We start from the raw sequence: 19,820 nt of genomic DNA, 5'->3' as shown, positions 1-19,820 counted from the left end.
AATTAGTTATAAGTAATCATTTCAAATGAGCTAGGGGGTAGACTTAGCATTTCGCCTTCTAGTGTGCCAAAAAAGTTCGTCTTTCCATTTGCAGGAACCTCAATTTTCAACATGTTCTGACCCGTATTGAATACAGAAATCACCTGATTATCAAAATATTTCCTGGACAGAACCAGATAGTCAGCTCCTGCCTCTACAATCTCCGTATCACCGTAAATCAATGCAAGGTTATTCTTTCTGATCTCGATCATTTGCTTTGCTCTGTTCCGTGTTACAAGCTGATGTTTATCCAGATTTTCAAATTGCATCTGACGCCTGTTGTCCGGATCGTTACCTCCCACAGAGCCGTATTCATCACCGTAGTAAATACATGGAATTCCCGGTATGCTCATCATGTATGCGGTCAAGGCAGAAAGCTTTCTGTAAGCCAGCGTATCCTGCATGGTTATTTCCCGATTCCAGCCTGCATACTTGGTGTCCTCACCAAATTCCAATGAACCATCCGCATATGAGATGAAGCGTGGACGATCCTGATTACCTGTGATATAGCCCATCAGGTTGTGGTCACCATAGTATTTAATACTTTCTCTAAGAGAGCTAGCCAAATCTTCCAAAGATCCGGCTCCCGCAAAAGCCGAGACTGCCCGATCATACATATTGAAATCAAACTGTGCATCCAGCATACCGGTGGAGATGTAGCTTTTGATGAGTTCATGGCTACCATACGTTTCTCCAATTTGAAAAACCGGTTGGCCGGTCTCTGCCACCACTTGCTGCTTAATCTTTTTAGTCAGCACTCTCCAGAAAATCTCAGGAATGTGTTTGGTGGCATCATGCCTGAATCCATCAATTCCATATTCCTTCAACCAGAAAATCGCTGAGTCGGTCATCGGATCAACTGTTTCCATTCTGGAAAGATCCAGCGTCGGCATAAACGTGTCGAACCAGGTAGTCAGTCTGTGATCATCCCATCTTTCGGTATTTAATGACCCATCCGGCAGGTAAAGATTAGTCGCCCAACCCGGGTTTTCCTGATAAATGGGATGCTGCTCATGTACATGGTTAGCCACATAATCAAGCAATACATTCATGTTAGCCTCATGCGCAGCATTTACAAGGGATTGAAACTCTTCACTCGTACCAAAACGATAATCTACTCTAACATTAGATATTGGCCAGTAGCCATGATAGGCTGAAAAGCTTGTTTCTGGTTCCGGATACTTGCCAAAGGCTCCTTCCGGATTTTGAGTAATCGGAGATAACCAGATCGTATTGGTTCCTAAATCCTGAAAATAGCCATCCTTAATTTTTTGAGTAATCCCAGCCAGATCTCCTCCAAAATAATCTGCTTTTGGGTGTACTTCCGGGATATTAAGTGGTTTATCGTTAACAGGATTCCCATTATTAAATCGATCGACCATGAGGAAGTACATAACCATTGCTTCATAATCATTCCGATCAAGCTGATCAGTTGATGAAATTACTTTCCCATAGTGCAGTGGTATGAGTACATCATTACTTATTCCTTCCTTATTGTAAGCCCATAAACGAATTTGGGAACGCTTTACATCTTGGGCATTTGCTGGAATGGAAATGTGAACATTTCCTCCTTCTATCGTGATGAATTCATTCGGAATCAAAGTGTTTTCCCAATAGGCGTATAGTCCAGTGACTGAATTGTTGCTGGTCAGATTAATGGAGGAACTGCTAAAACTTTGCGTTGCGACCGTTGGCACTTTTGCTGGATTCGACCCGGCAATATTGATCACTGAATTCCACCCCCCCATTCCGTTTGAAACTGAGTCGGGATTACTCGGGTCCCGCATTTCATTTCCATCCACCACATAGAGGTACTGATACGTACCTGGTGTAAGCAGCTCATAGGTGGAAAATGAATTTCCTTTCTTTTCAAGCACTGTATTGTTGGGATTCCATGCATTAAACTCCCCTTTGATCATCACCTTTCTTTCATCCCCTTTCGGCTGATACAAAAAAGAAAACATGGTCTTTTTGGTTCTTACCATCAAGACACTCTCGCCTACCCCTTCTGCCCAAAAAGTTAGATTGTAAAGAGCTTGTTTTGGTCGACCGCTGATTTTTAAAACTGAATTATCAATCTGCAAGCTAAATGGACCATCAGTTGTCACAGAGTCTAATCTTTGAGGCTCCAATAAGTAATCCTCCAACTCAACAGCTGTGTTTTGAAGATCAAGCATAATGGGTGTAGCCTGTCCAACGATGAGAGGCTGTTCCAATGTAGATAGGTTGCGGTCGGGTCCGCAACTATAAAGAGCTACCAGACTACCAATTAAAAGTAATTTCCTCATTGGAATAATCCATTTCGGTTATAAATACATTTTCTGCTTTTAGACTATCTCTTCGGTCTTTCTCGAAAGGATCAAAATTGGAAATAGGACGAACATACGCATATTCATCACTCCTTAGTTTTCCACCCTTCCAGTTCTTGATATCGGAGGAATCAAATCCATGTAAAACGATTTTTAGCTTTTCTATTTTGGATGTAAAATCACCTGAAGCCTTCGAGATTCGAATGGATTTTTTCTCCGGCTCAAACTGGATAGCCCGACGATGGAAAGCACCTTTTGTATTGTCATAGGAGATGCCATCATCCTCATAGTACTCTGTTTGATTTCCATCTTCCCCATTATAAAAATGAAGTTCAAGCGTACTTCCCACATTTTTTGAATTTTGGGATACATCACCGTATATCGGAATGATTGCTGAGGCTTTGATAAAGAGCGGTAGATGCTCAATTGCGTATTCCCGAATCATCTCCTGAGCACCATCAAATTTCTCATCGGTAAAAAATTCATACCATTCTCCCTCAGGCAAATACACCTTTCCGTATCTCTGATCGCTGGCTAATGGAGCAACCAGGATATTGTCTCCGAAGAGGTACTGATTTTCAAAATCAGTTTCATAGATTTTATCATCCTGTGCATGATCTATGCATAGGCTTCTTGCCACTGGTAATCCCTGCTCAGATGCTTGTAAAAAGGTATGATAGATGTATGGAAGTAGTTTATATCGAAGCTTGATATAATTAGCGGATATCTCCTCTACCTCTTCTCCATAGGACCATGGTTCTGAATCATGCGAATTGATCATGGAATGACCTCTGAAGAATGGCGAGAATGCTCCAATCTGAATCCACCTTGCAAAAAGATTGCTTTGTCCATTCCCGGCAAAACCTCCCACATCATACCCTGAAAATGGTACACCAGAAAGTCCAAGACTATTGACCATTCGTACCCCCAGGAGCATATGCTCATCGTTGGCTACATTGTCCCCTGTCCACAGGGCACTGTATCGCTGCACTCCGGCAAAACCTGCTCGGGTCAGAATGAAAGGTCGTTCACCTTTCAAGTTGGCAATCGCGCTTTCATAAGCGCTTCGGGTCATTTGATGGCCATAAATATTTCTTCCTTTTCTGGAAGTGCCACCTTCTCCTTCAAAATCAAATTCAATATTTTCAGGAAGCATTTGTCCCCAGGTAGCGATTTCGTTCATATCATTCCAAAACCCCTTTATACCGATATCTGTATAGGATTTCATCATCTCTTTCCACCACTTTCTGGTTTCCTCGTTGGTGAAATCAGGGAAGTGACACCAGCCCGGCCAAACTTCTCCTTCATAGTAGGAGCCATCAGAATATTTAAGGAAGACGTCTTTTTCCTTTCCTGATGTAAAAGGCTCATAACCTTCTTCGATTTTGATGCCCGGATCACAAATCACAACTACCTCAAAACCCATTTCTTTCAAAGCATCAAGCATCTGTCCGGGATTAGGAAAGCGCTCCTTATCCCAACTAAAGATCTTATATTGATCCATGTAGTGAATATCAAGTACAATGACATCCGCTGGAATATCTTTATCTCTGAATTTCTTAGCAACGTCGAGAACTTCAGTATCCGGATAGTAGCTATAGCGACATTGCTGATAACCGATGCTCCACATGGGTGGCATGGACATCCTACCGGTGAGCCAGGTGTATGACTGAATGATTTCAGTAACAGAACCAGCAAAGAAATAGTAGTTCATGTCCCCCGAATCCACCGAGAGGCTAGAAAAACGATTGTTTGAAGCACCAAAATTGAAATGGCTCTTGTACGAGTTGTCAAGGAAAATCCCATAGCTGAGATTTCCATGGATCCCGATATAAAACGGAATAGAGGCATAAAGTGGGTCAGCTTCTATATCGTATGCAAAGTGATCGGTATTCCAGTTTTGATACCCTTTCCCTCTTCGATCCAATGGACCAGTCTTTTCACCCAGACCAACAAACCGTTCACCTTCCTGTAATTTTTTATAGACCGTCACCTGCTCCCCCTGGGTTTGAATACCCAGACCTGCATCATCCTCATTGATCACTTTTCCTTCCTTATTTAGAAAAGTAAATGATATCGGGGATTTATTAATAATCACATCCAGTGAGTCCGAACTTGCTATGATCGATGTATCATGCTCCTCTACTGAAAATGATACTTTTTGGGGTTCCTGAACCACCGAGTAAGGATTTTCATCTTTGTTTTCTCCTACCTGATGAATTCTTACAATGGTGTTAGAATAGAATTTGAGTTCGTAGGTATATCTATCAGATTTAATATCAAGACCATGATCAGTCTCTGTGAAAGATCCAAAATCTCCGCCCAGCTCTATCCGCTTTTTTATCTCTCTGTTGGCGATATTCAACATAATTTTTTCACTGAGTTAAGTTGAGTGTCAGGGTCAAATTAATGAATATTATGACAGGGGATAGCACTGTTATTTCAAAAAAAATAACGCAAACGGTTGCGGAACGCCTTGATTATGAAGATTTTGTAAAAATTATACCTTTTGAGAGGAATCCCTTACCAAAAGGTTGGTCGGTAATTTCATGGATTCGAATTCCACGTCCTCCTCACCACCATCTATTTGTTTGATCAAAAGCTCAGCCGCATGCTGTCCCATTTCAAAGCCCGGCTGCTCGATGGTAGTGATCGAGGGATTGGTTAAAGCTGTGAATTGCCAATTGCTAAATCCCACGACTCCAAAATCCTGTGGGACATTCTTTCCATATTTCTGTGCTGCTTTGATGGCACCCATGGCAGCTAAATCATTTGACGCAAATAGGGCATCCAGATTTTTTGTTTTGAGCATCTCATAAGTGGCACTGTACGCATCGCTCTCATCAGACGCCTGATTGAAAATGATCAAATCTTCATTAATAGCTAAACCGGCATCTTCATGCGCTTTTCTGAATCCATTCATGCGTTGATTGGTGATGTCGAGATTTTCAGGACCTGCTAAATGACCAATTCGCTTATATCCTTGTTTAATTAAATGTTCTGTTGCCTGATAGCCACCCAGGAAGTCATCTACCGTAACCTTGCTCGTTTCAAGCGTATCTGCTACCCGATCAAAAAAGACGATGGGTAATCCCTTCTGCATCATGGCCTCAAAGTGCGTGTAATCAAAAGACTCCCTGGACAAGGACACTAGGATGCCATCGACACGGTTGTTGAAAAGAGTCTGGAGATTCATCATCTCCCGTTCCACCGATTCGTTAGATTGAGTAATGATCACATTGTAGCCCTTGCTTTGAGCAATGTCTTCGATACCGCTGATCACTGTTGAAAAAAAGAAGTGAACAATCTCCGGAACGATCACCCCAATGGTATTGGACTTACTATACCTCAAACTCAGGGCGAGGGAGTTGGGCTGGTAATTCAATTCTTCTGCAACACGCCTAACGGCTTTTTTCGTTTCTTCACTGATTTCAAAATGATCCTTCAGTGCACGCGATACCGTTGAGGGGGATATACCTAATTCTCTAGCTATGTCCTTGATGGTAGTTGTCTGTCTTTTCATGCAAGAAAATTACTTAAATAGGTCAAATGTTGTTCATTGGTTTTGTAAAAGTCTGAAACGCAAACGTTTGCAGAAAAAAAAGTCCGTAAAAACTTCGTAAAAGTGTTGTTTGGAATTTTTGATTTCATAAAATTCGGTAAGTGAGTGTTAAGAAATAATCAATTTTTTAGCCAAAATACTCGAGAAAATTAACTTAAAAATTAACGACAAATTAAGATGAAAAATGCACTAAAATCCCTTAGTTTTTTGATGGTGTTAGGGGCACTGATTTTCATCTCATCGTGTGGTAGCGATGATGGTGGAGGAATCATAATTGATGATGATGATGTTGGATCATTTACAGTAGCTGACGGACTGTATATTGCAGGAATATCTGGATCCGATACAACAGTGGTAACTGGGAATAAACTTTCAGAGACTGAAGTGGAAGACGATGGGTTTGCTACAAAAGAGCGGTCCGGTCATTCTTCCGTTTTTACATACTTAGAAGCTGGAACATTTATTTTTATTGAAATTGAAGACCAGGAGGCAGCAAATGTTTATGGAGGAAGTACTTCTGAATATGATGATGATGAAGTGGACAACACTGACGATTATACTGGTGGATACACAGTAGTGGATTTGTCTGGAACTGCAAGTACATTTAGCGTAGCTGAATCAGGAATGTATCATGTAATCTTTGATTCTCAAACAGATGAGGCATTGCTTGTTAAAATTGATTCTTGGGGAGTGATTGGTGGAGCTGTATTCTCAGATGCATGTACAAGTGATGGATTTAATGCAGACGTAGATTTAGATGCCACAGTGTCAGAAGATGCAAATGGAGCTTCTTACACAGGAGAAGGTATTATTTTGAAGGATGCTGAATTTAAGGTTAGATATAACAACAACTGGAAAATAGACAGAAGATCGGATAAATCCAGCTTTGATGATGTTAATGGATATGTTGCCCTAACAAATTTAGGAGGTACACTAACATCATTAGAAGCTGGCGGTTCTAATATCAATCTCGGTGACAACTCGATAGACAATGGTATTTATGATATTACATTTTCCATTGATGAAAATGGAATAGGTGAAATAACTCTGACAAAAACAGATGATGCCCCAGAATGCGCATTTGACCCGGATAACTTTAAGTGGGGAATAATTGGTTCAGCCACACAAGGTGATGTTGGAAATGGTACGGGAGTATGTGATGAAAGCGGTACAGGAACAGCTACCGATGGATGGAATGATGATAAGGACCTTGTATATATCGGTCAAGATGGAAGCACACACACATGGAGAGGTGTATTCCCATTGGCAGGAGGTACGGAAGACAATGCCTTTAAATTCCGAACTGATTGTACTTGGGCGACTAAGTTGCTTCCTACTACGGCAACTGTAACAGACAACACTGTTGAGGGAACTATTACAGATGATGGTGACACAAATGCTGATGGTCAGTGGTTTGTAGCCGATGGTGAGTCTGGATTCTATTATTTCGTGATTTCTACTTCCGATCAGGGAGCAACATGGAACTTGACAATTGATGAGGCAGAGTTTCAGGTAATTGGAGAGGGAAGCCCTGTAGGTAACTGGGATGCCGGAAACGGTATTGCAATGACATACAATGATGATCTTGCATCCGCAACACTTTCTGCTGGTGATTACACAACTGGAGGATGGAAAATCTTTGTAAATCAAAGTTTTGATTATAACCTTGGAGGGTCTTTAGATGGAACCACTGCTCTAGAATTTAATAATAGCACATTCGAACTTGGTGCAGCAGGAAACTATTCTGTGACAATTAGTACTGACGATGGTGGTGTTACTTACACAGCCACTGCGACTGATAATGCAGCAAGACAATAATCCCTCATAATAAACACATAAAAAGCCGCCTCTAGGGGCGGCTTTTTTTAACTTTTATTTTCAAACATGAATCGGATACTCACCATTATTCTCTGTATTTCATCCCTTTATGCGTTGGGTCAAACCAGCATAGATCCCACCATTGAACCGGCATTTTTTGATGCAGATGAAGAAATTACTATCACTTATGATGTAACAGGCACCTCATTACAAAGCTTGAATGATGCATGGATTTGGATGTGGGTACCCGGTGAAAGCATAGATGCTCCTTCGAATGTCAATCCGGCTAGCTCCAACAGCTCGGCCACCAATCCGGCTAAATTCACCCGTTCTACCGGACCCTCTGGCGAGGTTTATTTTACCCTCTCACTTACACCTACGGAATTTTTTAATACATCCAAAGAAAACATTAAAAGCATTGGTATGCTCCTGAAAGGAAACGACTGGAGTGACGGACAAACAACAGATTTTATTACCGAAATCACCGATGGCTTCACCATCGTGATGGACAACCCAGCGGGCAATTATGGATTTTACAGCTCATCAACGACCATCGACATAGATGTTCGCACGTCTGAAGTGGCTGATATTCAAATACTAGTGGACGAAACACCCATTGCCAGCGTATCAGATGATTCTGAACTAAACACAACACACACGATTATAGACGATGGTGATGTTCACATCATCAAGGCAACTGCCACAAATTCAACAGAGACCATTGAAACTACCTTCTCATACACATTAACTCCCGCTCCACCCTCGGTTTCATTGCCCAATGGCATCCAGGATGGAATTAATTATGGAGAGGATGACACCAGCGTAACACTGAAATTACGCGCTCCCAACAAAGAGCATGTTTTTGTAATAGGCGATTTTAATGACTGGTCATTGAGTAATGATTACCTCATGAACAAAGATGGAGAAGTATTTTGGCTGGAAGTAAATGGATTAACTCCCGGTCAGGAATACATTTTTCAGTACCTGGTAGATGGTGAAATCAAAATAGCTGATCCCTACTCGGAAAAGATTTCTTCGTCGTTTGATGATCCGGAAATCATCTCAGATAATCGATACCCTAATCTTCTGCCCTACCCTTCCAATGAAACCTCTGAAGCTGCCGGATATATTCAAACTAATCGACCTTCATTCTCCTGGTCAGCATTTACACGACCGGCCAAGGAAGATTTAGTCATCTATGAATTGCTTATCCGGGACTTTACAGAAGAGCGAACGTATGATGCTGTAACTGAAAAACTTGATTACTTATCTGATTTAGGGATTAATGCCCTGGAATTAATGCCTGTTCAGGAATTTGAAGGAAACCTCAGCTGGGGATATAATCCCGCCTTCATGTTCGCTATCGATAAATACTATGGCACAGAGCTGGACCTGAAGACGTTGATTGATGAAGCTCATAAACGTGGTATATCGGTCATCCTGGACATTGTACTCAATCATCACTTCGGGAGAAATTCATTGGTTCGTCTTTATAATGAAGGATTATATGGAAATCCTACATCGGAAAACCCTTGGTTTAATACTTCAGCCAAGCATGACTTCAATGTGGGTTATGATATGAACCATGAGAGTCAATATACCAAAGACTATGTGGACAGAGTGGTCGCCTATTGGCTTGATGAATATAACATCGATGGTTATCGATTCGATCTCTCCAAAGGATTCACTCAAAAGAACACTTTGGGTAATGTTAGTGGTTGGGGAAATTATGACGCAACCAGAATTGCCATCTGGAAACGAATTGCTGATGTGATTTGGGCTAGTGATCCCAACGCATATATCATCCTGGAGCATTTTGCAGACAACTCTGAGGAAAAGGAGTTGGCGGAATATGGAATGATGCTCTGGGGCAACATGAATCATACGTATATCAACGCAGCAAAAGGAAGTTCTGCATCACTTGGACAAACGTATTTTGAAAATCGCGGTTGGTCCCAACCGCACCTGATTTCCTATATGGAAAGTCATGATGAAGAACGGTTGATGTGGGAGCTACAGAAAAGTAAAGGTCAAAATGAATCAATAGAGCGAGCCAAAATGGCTGCAGCATTTTTCCTGACTGTGCCTGGACCAAAGATGGTCTGGCAATTTGGTGAATTCGGATACGATGAAGAATTGAACAACGATCGATTAGGCATTAAGCCCACTCACTGGGAATATTTGGAGGAGACGAATCGAAAGAAGTTATTCGACCTCTACAAGTCACTCATTCATTTAAGGACCAAATCAGACTATATCAATAAAGAATACTTTGAGTGGAACACTTCCGGTTTTGTGAAATCGATCAACATCACTCATCCGGATGTAGATATTTATATAGTTGGAAATTTTGACGATGATAGCCAGGAATACACTCATCAGTTTACTAAATCTGGAACCTGGTATGATTACTTTTCTGGAGAATCAATGGAGGTAACCAATACCAATGAGGAGGTAACATTGAGTCCGGGAGAGTGGCATATGTACACCTCTGCTTTGATTGATAATTATATCGAAGATCAGCAGATTACCCTTGGAGTGAATTTCTCCTCTCCTATTATAGTCTATCCAAACCCATCATCGGATTTCTTCAAGGTAAATATTGAATCCGATAGATATAATATCATTGATATCTCAGGTAAAGAAATACAGACAGGCATCATCGGAACAGATGCAGAGATTGACATTCAAAGAGTTCCACCGGGTCTTTATTATCTCCAGCTTCACACAGGGGATCATGCGATAAAAACCAAAATCGTAATCAGGTAAATCCAACGTAAACGTTTGCGGTCAATTTTGTTCATTTAGTCATCATTAAAAATATATGAATTCGCAAACGTTTGCGTAGAAAAAAGAGCTAAAAAGCCCTGAAAATCATGGATTTACGTTTCTAAATTGGTAAAATTGGTAGTAGAAATCAATAAGGAATTGTTCCAACAATTCCTCTATCCAAATCATACTAAATCAATGAAGAGCAATAGGAATATTAACAGTCATTGGAGACTCAAAGGCTTCCTGTTTTTTATGCTGCTTGCGAGCATTTTTCAGGTGAGAGGTCAGCAAACAGTCTCCGGAACCATAACAGATTCACAAGACGGCACCACCTTACCGGGCGTTACCATTCAGGTGAAAGGAACACAAAAAGGGGTGGCAACCGACATTGACGGAAACTACAGCATTGAGGTAAACACTAACGATGTTTTGGTCTTTTCCTACATTGGCTATCAGACCGTAGAGCAAGCAGTCGGCACCCGAACGTCCATAGACATTTCACTTTCATCGGACATCCAGGAGCTATCAGAGATCGTGGTAATTGGTTATGGACAGGTAGAAAAGGGTGATGTGACAGGCGTAGTAAACAAAATTGATGAAGAACAATTCAACAAAGGAATGATTGTCTCTCCTGAACGGTTGATTGCCGGAAAGGTGGCTGGTGTTCAAATCACACCGAACAGCGGTGAACCCGGAGGAGGAACATCCATCGTGATCAGAGGCGGATCAAGTTTGGGTGGTGGTAGTGATCCACTTTATGTGGTTGATGGAGTGGTTCTACCTAGAGGTGAAGTGGCTGGAACTCGAAACCCATTAAGTTTTATCAATCCAGCAGATATTGCAGACATCACAATTTTAAAAGATGCGTCAGCTGCTGCGATTTATGGTTCCCAAGGCGCTAGTGGTGTGATTATTATAACAACTAAAAGTGGAGCATTAGGAAAGCCTACTTTTAGTTACGACGGATCCTTTTCAGTCTCCAAGATTGCACAGCGTGTAGACATGTTAAATACAGCTGAATTCGTCTTTACAGTTGAGCGGCAAGCACCGCAAAACAGAGATGATTTAGGAGTTGATGACCAACTTTATGATACGGATTGGTTCGATGAAATTACCCAAACAGCAATAGGTCAAAATCACAATCTATCTTCTTCTTTTGGCATTGGAAAAAAAACCAGTAGTAGGATTTCTGTCAATTATCAAAACCTTGATGGAGTCTTAAAAACCTCAAATACCGAACGTATTGCAGGATCAGCAAATATTAAGCATGAGGCACTAGATGGAGATTTGACCATTAATTGGAATTCAAAGCACGCAATAATAAATAATCGATTTGCGCCAAATGAAGTGGGTAGCAGCCTGGTGATGGCACCTACCCAACCAATTAGAAATCCGGATGGCACATATTTCCAATGGCAGAATCCACTAGCTCCAGGAAATCCAGTTTCTTCAATTGATCGACGCTTCAATATGGGTAGAAGTATTCGAAATCTATATTCGTTGAAAATAGTATACAATATTCCGTTTGTCGAAGGTCTAAGTATCAATGCGGTTGGATCATATGACAAATCTAAAGGTCTAAGCCAGGATATTACTCAGGTGGCTAATCGATCCGGAGATGTTGGAGGTTTTACCTTTCAGGAGGATAACCTTGTAAGTAGAAATTTTGAAGGGTTTTTTACCTACAAGAAAAAAGTAAATGATTTAGCTCTTGATTTCACAGCAGGGTACTCCTATTACGACAATCAGTTCACTGTTGATAGGTCATTAAGATTAAGTCAAGAAAACAATACAACTTATGACTCTTTGACCATTCCTTCCACATCAAATTACTTGAGTGATTCGGAGCTAAACGCAAATTCTAACTATCTGGAAAATCCGTTAGTATTTGATGAATCTAACTCTAGACTTATCTCTTTCTTTGGTCGAACGAACATTAAGTTCAAAGATCGATACTTGCTAACAGCTACGCTCCGACGTGATGGCACCTCTCGAATAAGTGATTCAGGTGAACCATGGAAGCTATTCCCTTCCCTGGCTTTAGCATGGAGAGTAATTGACGAACCCTTTATGGAGTCCACTCAGAATATACTTAGCAACTTGAAATTGCGAGTAGGGTATGGAGAATCGGGTAACCCAAACAACATTGGAGATTTTGACAACATTTTCTTCTATTCTCAAGGAGACGACCGTGTACAGTACATTTTCGGTAATGATACGGTAAACACTGTTCGTCCTAATGCAGTAGATGAAGGAGTCGGGTGGGAAACAACAAGCACACTGAACGTGGGAGTTGACTTTGGATTCCTTGAAGGTAGACTTTCTGGATCTATTGATTATTATAACAAAGAAACTTCCGATCTTCTATTAGATATTATATTCCCTATTGGACTCATTCCAGGTGACCGTGCCGTTACCAATGTTGCGTCTTTTGAAAGTAAAGGATTTGAATTCACACTTAATTCTGTAGTAATTGATAAATCAGACCTGAAGCTAAACATCAACTTCAACGCTGCATATAATGTAAATGAGATAAGTAGATTAAATCGAAGCAACGATCCAAACGATCCCGGTATTAGAAGAGGTGGCATTTCAGGAGACGTTGGACGAACAATTCAAGTTTGGAGGGTGGGATCGAATAATACAGCATTCTACGTTTGGGAACATAAGCGTGATTCTAATGGAAATATCTTAACCGATGGCGAGGATCATAATAACGATGGATTGGAAAACAATCTCGATATTTATGTAGATCAAAATGAAGATGGTCAGATCAATGAAAATGACCTGATTGTACATGAGAAGGCAGCTCCAGATTGGATTTTAGGACTAACAACCAATATGCAATACAAGAAATTTGACCTTGCAATGACATGGAGAGGGGCCATTGGTAATTATGTTTATAACAATGTTTTTTCCCAGTATGGAAACTTTGAAGGTGTTCAAGGAACGAACTACGCCAACAATGTACACCGCTCTGCATACGATACCGATTTTGATAGCCGACAACTATTATCAAGCTACTATGTTCAGAACGCTTCATTTCTGAAACTGGACAACATTACAGTGGGTTACAATTTCGAGATGTTGGAAAAATTTAAAGGAAGGGTCTATCTAACTGGAACTAACCTCTTAAACATCACTCCATATGAAGGGTTGGATCCAGAAAGTGGAGGTGTAAACGGTATTGACAATAATGCCTATCCAAGATCACAGATGTATATCGTTGGGTTAAACTTAAATTTTTAATTGAGCCATGAAAAAATTTATCATAACTATATCAGTCATTATTATTGGTGCTTGCACAGATATATCTGTTGATCCCCCTTCTTTTGGAGATGATGAGGCGACAGTATTTGGTGACTTTGAAGGATATCAAGCTTATATAGCAAAAGTATATGCGTCTTTGACCTTAACTGGTCAACAAGGTGCTGCAGGTCAACCAGATTTGACTGTAATTAATGATGAAGGCTTCTCAAGCTATTTAAGGGTGTGGTGGAAGGCCCAGGAGCTAACCACTGATGAGGCCATCATTGCATGGCAAGATGCAGGTATTAGAGACCTACACAACCATGCCTGGAGTTCAGATAATCAATTTGTAAGGGTGCTTTATTATCGTATATTTTATACCATTTCTTTAGCAAACGATTTTATAAGAGTTGCAGAAAGCATACCCGATGGATTGACAAGCGACGAAATAGCAGAAATTGATCGTTTTGTTGCAGAGGCCAGATTTATCCGTGCTTTTGCGTACTGGCATGCGCTAGATCACTTTAGAAACGTAATTTTGATCACCTCAATTACTTCTGACTTACCTTCACAGCAAGATCCATCAGACATTTTTGATTTTCTTATCACCGAATTGAATGAAATCGAGGATGATCTTTTTTCGGCAGGACAGGGCAACCACCCCTACGGAAGACTTGATCAAGGCGCTGTGTGGATGCTAAAAGCTAAACTTTATCTTAACTCTGAAGTATACACAGGCACCAGTAGATATTCAGATGCCATCACAGAAGTCAATAAGGTGATTTCCTCAGGAGTCTATAGCATCCATGATACTTATCAAGAATTGTTTATGGGAGACAATCATTTGAGAACCAACGAAATAATTTGGTCAATCGTTCATGATGGTTTAGTATCCCAAACATGGGGAGGCACCACCACAATTATTCGTGGAGGGATAGGTGGTGCAATGATGGATGATTTGCAAGGTGGGGTTGATTTTCCTGATGAAGCTCTTCAGGAGTATGGCGTTCCGTCTGGCTGGGAAGGATACAGGACGACAAGTGCTTTGGTGGAAAAATTTCCAAACGCAGCAACAGATCCTGATGGCAATAGCCCTGACGGAAGGGCGATTTTCTTTACTGAAGGTCAATCATTGGAAATTGACAATGTTGCTGAATTTGAAGATGGATATGCAGTTCCAAAATTTAACAACATTGAATCAACAACAGGTCAGCGTGCCCCTGGTGTGGATCAGGTAAGCACCGACTATCCGGTTTTTAGATTAGCGGAGGCATACCTGATTCTTGCAGAAGCTGAACTTCAGGAAAGCGGATCTATTAGTGCATCAACACTGCTTCTTCTTAATGAATTGCGTCAACGTGCATATGGAGACAATAGTGGTGATGTGACGATTAATGATGTGGATTTAGATTGGATTCTCGACGAAAGAGCAAGGGAACTATACCTTGAAGCAACGCGAAGAACGGATCTAATAAGGCATGGAAAGTTCACAGGAGGTGATTATATCTGGCCATGGAAAGGTGGCACTCAGGAGGGTGTATCAACTTCTTCTCATCTAGATATATTTCCGATACCGGCATCTGACCTAATTGCCAATCCTAAGCTTGAACAAAATGAAGGCTACTAGTTAATTATTTGAAGTAAATAAAAAGCGGCGTTTTCCGTCGCTTTTTTTATTATGAAAAGGCACCTGTTATATCTGTTTATCATCTTCAATATCACTTCCTGCGATGATGGCAATAAAGCATTGACAATCCCTCATGAATTACAGAGTAACTTCGTAGAGGACCGAACCATTGAAGTACTTCTCCCTGCCTCCTACTTTAAATCTGACAGAAGCTATCCGGTACTCTATATGCATGATGGTCAAATGCTATTCGATTCTACCTCCACCTGGAATGGGCAGGAATGGGGGGTTGATGAAACTATGGCCCAGCTGTCAGAAGAGAACAAGATCAGGGAAGCAATTGTGGTAGGCATACCCAATGGAGGTACAAAGCTTCGACACCCGGAATATTTTCCACAAAAACCATTTGAAAGCCTACTAAAGCATGTTCAGGATTCACTATATCAACTGGATCGTGGAGATGGAGTACTGCTGTTTGGAACACAAGTCCAGTCTGACAACTATTTAAAGTTTATTACGAAAGAACTTAAACCATTTATTGACTCGACCTATCGAACGTTAACTAACCGGTCGAATACTTTCATAGCCGGATCCAGTATGGGTGGATTGATTTCTATGTATGCGATTTGTGAATATCCTGATGTGTTTGGAGGGGCCGCATGTATGAGTACACACTGGCCGGGTGTTTTTACCATTGAAGACAATCCTATTCCTGATGCGTTTTTCGCATATCTAAAAGTTAATTCTCCAGATCCTTCGAATCATAAACTATACTTCGATTACGGCACGGAAACTTTAGATGCTTTATATCAAACGCTACAACCCACAGCTGATTCGATCATACTTCTAGCTGATTATGACACTAGCAACTTTAAAACCATGAAGTTTAAAGGTGACGCTCATGACGAAAATGCCTGGAAGAATCGGTTGCATATACCATTAACATTTTTACTATCGAAAGATTAAGATCATGAAAAAACTTTCATTCATTCTACTCTTCTTTTCTTTTAAATTATTCAGTCAGGCAATCCATCACATCGATCCCCCCCACTGGTGGACAAGTATGCCTACTGATGAACTTCAAATCATGCTTCACGGTGAAAACATCGGGGCATTCGAACCATTCATTGATTATGATGGCGTGGAAATCGAATCTATAAGTGAGCTACCTAATCCCAATTACCTTGTACTGAACCTTGTAATTAATTCGAATGCCGAACTTGGCTCCTTCCAGATAGAGCTGAAGGATGGAAAGAAGACGAAAAAACGAATTAGTTATGAACTTAGAGCACGCACAGAAGACACCAATAGAAATCTTGGATTTGATGCCAGCGATGTGATCTATCTCCTCATGCCTGATCGGTTTGCAAACGGGAACCCTGATAATGACAATATAGCGGGCATGTTAGAACAAGTGGATCGAACAAACCCTGATGCAAGACATGGTGGTGATATACAAGGTGTCAGTGACTACTTAGACTATATCAAGGAGCTTGGCATGACAGCTGTTTGGCTCACGCCTACGTTTGAAAATGATATGAAACCCTCATATGGTGCCTATCATGGTTATGCTGCTACAGACTTATACAAAATCGATCGCCGGTTTGGATCGAATGAAGCGTTCAAATCATTTGTGGAAAAATGTCACGGCATGGGTCTAAAAGTGATTATGGATATGATTCACAATCATGTGGGGGATCAACATTGGTGGTTAAAAGACTTACCTTCTGATGACTGGTTTCATGACATTGAGGAATATGGCACAACTAACTTTAGAGGTGAAGTGCATTCAGATCCTTATGCATCTCAATATGATACAGACAAGTTGATAAAGGGTTGGTTTGTTCCGGAATTGGCGGATCTTGATCAACGCAATCCTGTTTTGGCTAAATACCTTATACAGAATTCCATTTGGTGGATGGAGTATTCCGGCGTGGATGGGATACGGATGGACACTTACGTATATCCATACAAAGAGTATCTGACCCGATGGGTTTCAGAAGTACTCACCTCCTACCCAAATTTTAATGTGGTTGGTGAGTCATGGGTCAATGAAGTTGCGCATGAATCATACTGGCAAACGGGTGCCCCGGGTACGAATGGATATGATTCCAAACTGCCAAGTGTGACGGATTTTCAGGTGACCTTTTCAGTTGACAAAGCATTGACAGAAGATATTGGATGGGATACGGGGCTGAGAAGATTGTATTATACCCTTTCTCAGGATCGACTATATGCAGACCCCATGAAAAACGTGATATTTCTGGATAATCATGACCTGGAACGATTTGCCGATCGTGTGGATAATGATTTTGACCTATTTAAAATGGGATATGCTTACCTGATGACTATGCGTGGAATTCCACAAGTTTATTATGGCACAGAGTTGATGCTCGGAAACTCTTCTGCCGGAAGCTGGGCAAAGCAACGTGCTGACATGATGGGTGGCTGGGAAGGAGATGAGCGATCCGTATTCGTTGAAGATCAACGAAATCAGCAGGAAATTAAAGCGTTCGATTTTGTAAAAAAAATCACGAATTGGAGAAAGGATTCAAGAGCAATCCATCAAGGAAAACTTACCCATTTTATACCAGAAGATAACATCTATGTATACTTCCGATACACCGATGAAGAAGCTGTGATGGTAGTCATGAATCGCAACGCGGAATCTAAGATCATCAACAGCAATCGCTTTTCGGAAATTTTGAACAACTACGATTCAGGAACCAATATCATGAACGGATCTTCTATCAATGTAAAAGAAGATTTTGAAGTGGGCCCTAAACAAACAGCGGTGTTTGAATTACAACGCTAATCAAACTGTTCGTCCACGTTATTTAAGAAAGCGTTGCAAATCTCTCAACCCGCAAACGTTTACGTATTAGATGAAATGTAAAAATGACTGATTATCAGTCATTTAACTTGGGATATTCGCAATATTCATCTCACGATTATTTATCTTAATTAGATAAACAACCTATTTAATGTTATGAGAAGACTCACCAAAGTCCTATTGGGAACGGGACTTATTATGTTCCTATTTAGCTGTCAAGAAGATCAATCGATTAATGATTTGGATCAGGCACAAAAAGCCACTGAAATAATCCAGGTCACGACTCATGATGGCGAGCCATTCAGTACACAACCCGAAGGAAAAAAAGGAAGGTTTACACCCGGACCCGGTGGCGGTGTAATGATGCAGGGTTTCTACTGGGATGTGCCTGCTGGGGGCACCTGGTGGAATACGGTAAAAGGAAAGCTGAACGCTTGGTCCAATGCTGGAATTCAGTCCGTTTGGTTACCTCCTGTATCCAAAGCTCAAAATGGACCCTACTCGATGGGGTATGATCCAACAGATTACTTTGATTTTGGAGACTATAACCAAAACGGAACAGTAGAAACACGATTTGGATCGAAATCTGAGCTTCAGTCCTTGATCAGCACGGCACATGCTGAAAACATGGAAGTGTATGCCGATATCGTTCTGAACCACAATAGCGGCGGTCAGCTGGAAGCAAACCAATACACCGGAACGAATACATGGACAGATTTTACTGGTGTGGCTTCAGGCAAATTTCTACGTTCACAGCATGACTTTCATCCTAACTGGGTGCATAGTAATGATGCTGGCGCATTCGGTGGATTCCCAGACCTCTGCCATGATGTACCCTATGTACAAGACTGGCTTTGGAACCGCTCCGACGGAGTGGCAAAGTATTATAAAAACACCATGGGATTCGATGGCTGGAGATTTGACTATGTGAAAGGATTTGAACCATGGGTAGTGGCCGCCTGGAATAATGCTGTAGGAGGATTTTCTGTAGGTGAGCTTTGGGATTCCGATGTAAACTGGCTGGAATCGTGGGCCAATAATGCGAACAGCAGCGTTTTTGATTTCGCTTGCTACTATAAAATGAATGATGCCTTTGATGGTAACAACCTGAATATTCTCAATGATGACATGATGTGGAAACGTAATCCGTATAAGGCGGTAACGTTTGTAACTAACCATGACACGGATGAGATTTGGAATAAGATGCTGGCTTATGCGTATATCTTAACTCATGAGGGCTATCCTACCATATTCTATCGGGACTATGAAGAATGGCTGGATAAGAATAAACTCAACAACCTGATTTGGATTCACAATAACAAAGCAACTGGGAACACAAGTATCCTGCACGTAGATAATGACGAATATGTGGCGCGAAGGAATGGATACAATGGCAATCCGGGGCTTATTGTCTACATCAATAACTCTAGTTCATGGAAAACGAGATGGGTACCGACCAACTGGTACAGCACCCAGATCAAAGATTTCACAGGGCATTCTTCCTGGTATCCTACCACGCAGAGCGGCGGATGGGTGCAAATCCAATGTCCACCAAACAGCTACAGTGTTTGGTCTCCGAATATCTAGAAACAATAAGGTCTCCAGAAAAAA

At 41.2% G+C, this 19,820-nt stretch carries 10 protein-coding genes; 7 read left to right on the top strand and 3 right to left on the bottom strand.

From position 1 onward, the window contains the following. Positions 1–2 precede the first annotated feature (2 nt). The 3 genes from ACP14Y_RS15245 to ACP14Y_RS15235 all read right to left on the bottom strand — a co-directional run bounded on the left by ACP14Y_RS15245 (position 3) and on the right by ACP14Y_RS15235 (position 5,871). The gene (locus tag ACP14Y_RS15245) at positions 3–2,327 is read right to left on the bottom strand and encodes an alpha-amylase family glycosyl hydrolase (protein ID WP_424963790.1); all 2,325 of its coding nucleotides are present in this window, start codon (positions 2,325–2,327) and stop codon (positions 3–5) included. Beyond that, entirely contained in the window at positions 2,302–4,716 is a 2,415-nt protein-coding gene (locus tag ACP14Y_RS15240) for a glycoside hydrolase family 31 protein (RefSeq protein ID WP_424963789.1), read from the bottom strand. The genes ACP14Y_RS15245 and ACP14Y_RS15240 overlap by 26 nt, the downstream gene beginning before the upstream one ends. Before the next feature lie 132 nt (positions 4,717–4,848). Then, positions 4,849–5,871, bottom strand: a complete 1,023-nt coding sequence (locus ACP14Y_RS15235) for a LacI family DNA-binding transcriptional regulator (protein ID WP_424963788.1) — start codon at positions 5,869–5,871, stop codon at positions 4,849–4,851. Positions 5,872–6,087: 216 nt separating this feature from the next. Between ACP14Y_RS15235 and ACP14Y_RS15230 the strand changes: the two genes are divergently transcribed. The 7 genes from ACP14Y_RS15230 (at position 6,088) to ACP14Y_RS15200 (ending at position 19,796) form a co-directional block, all read left to right on the top strand. After that, positions 6,088–7,728, top strand: coding sequence for a hypothetical protein (locus ACP14Y_RS15230; protein WP_424963787.1), 1,641 nt, complete (start codon positions 6,088–6,090; stop codon positions 7,726–7,728). A gap of 66 nt (positions 7,729–7,794) precedes the next feature. Continuing rightward, the gene (locus tag ACP14Y_RS15225) at positions 7,795–10,497 is read left to right on the top strand and encodes an alpha-amylase family glycosyl hydrolase (RefSeq protein ID WP_424963786.1); all 2,703 of its coding nucleotides are present in this window, start codon (positions 7,795–7,797) and stop codon (positions 10,495–10,497) included. 198 nt (positions 10,498–10,695) lie between these two features. After that, positions 10,696–13,749, top strand: a complete 3,054-nt coding sequence (locus ACP14Y_RS15220; RefSeq protein ID WP_424963785.1) for a SusC/RagA family TonB-linked outer membrane protein — start codon at positions 10,696–10,698, stop codon at positions 13,747–13,749. 7 nt (positions 13,750–13,756) lie between these two features. Next, positions 13,757–15,376 (top strand): RagB/SusD family nutrient uptake outer membrane protein, encoded by a 1,620-nt coding sequence (locus ACP14Y_RS15215; protein WP_424963784.1) that lies wholly within the window; start codon positions 13,757–13,759, stop codon positions 15,374–15,376. Positions 15,377–15,427: 51 nt separating this feature from the next. After that, on the top strand, positions 15,428–16,342 hold the full coding sequence (locus ACP14Y_RS15210) for an alpha/beta hydrolase (protein ID WP_424963783.1): 915 nt from the start codon (positions 15,428–15,430) through the stop codon (positions 16,340–16,342). 4 nt (positions 16,343–16,346) lie between these two features. Further along, positions 16,347–18,191, top strand: a complete 1,845-nt coding sequence (locus tag ACP14Y_RS15205) for a glycoside hydrolase family 13 protein (protein ID WP_424963782.1) — start codon at positions 16,347–16,349, stop codon at positions 18,189–18,191. 174 nt (positions 18,192–18,365) lie between these two features. Next, a complete protein-coding gene (locus ACP14Y_RS15200; protein WP_424963781.1) occupies positions 18,366–19,796 on the top strand; it encodes an alpha-amylase in 1,431 nt (476 codons plus the stop codon). The last annotated feature ends 24 nt before the right edge of the window (positions 19,797–19,820 follow it).

Source organism: Ekhidna sp. (assembly GCF_965247405.1).
Taxonomy (GTDB): domain Bacteria; phylum Bacteroidota; class Bacteroidia; order Cytophagales; family Cyclobacteriaceae; genus Ekhidna.
Note: the sequence above shows the minus strand (reverse complement) of the source record. Positions and strands in the feature narration are given on the sequence as shown.

Excerpts from the sequence above, each read along its gene's own strand:
- ACP14Y_RS15215 (WP_424963784.1), top strand. The coding sequence starts at position 13,757 with ATGAAAAAATTTATCATAACTATATCAGTCATTATTATTGGTGCTTGC.
- ACP14Y_RS15205 (WP_424963782.1), top strand. The coding sequence starts at position 16,347 with ATGAAAAAACTTTCATTCATTCTACTCTTCTTTTCTTTTAAATTATTC.
- ACP14Y_RS15210 (WP_424963783.1), top strand. The coding sequence starts at position 15,428 with ATGAAAAGGCACCTGTTATATCTGTTTATCATCTTCAATATCACTTCC.
- ACP14Y_RS15240 (WP_424963789.1), bottom strand. The coding sequence starts at position 4,716 with ATGTTGAATATCGCCAACAGAGAGATAAAAAAGCGGATAGAGCTGGGC.
- ACP14Y_RS15245 (WP_424963790.1), bottom strand. The coding sequence starts at position 2,327 with ATGAGGAAATTACTTTTAATTGGTAGTCTGGTAGCTCTTTATAGTTGC.
- ACP14Y_RS15220 (WP_424963785.1), top strand. The coding sequence starts at position 10,696 with ATGAAGAGCAATAGGAATATTAACAGTCATTGGAGACTCAAAGGCTTC.
- ACP14Y_RS15200 (WP_424963781.1), top strand. The coding sequence starts at position 18,366 with ATGAGAAGACTCACCAAAGTCCTATTGGGAACGGGACTTATTATGTTC.
- ACP14Y_RS15225 (WP_424963786.1), top strand. The coding sequence starts at position 7,795 with ATGAATCGGATACTCACCATTATTCTCTGTATTTCATCCCTTTATGCG.
- ACP14Y_RS15235 (WP_424963788.1), bottom strand. The coding sequence starts at position 5,871 with ATGAAAAGACAGACAACTACCATCAAGGACATAGCTAGAGAATTAGGT.
- ACP14Y_RS15230 (WP_424963787.1), top strand. The coding sequence starts at position 6,088 with ATGAAAAATGCACTAAAATCCCTTAGTTTTTTGATGGTGTTAGGGGCA.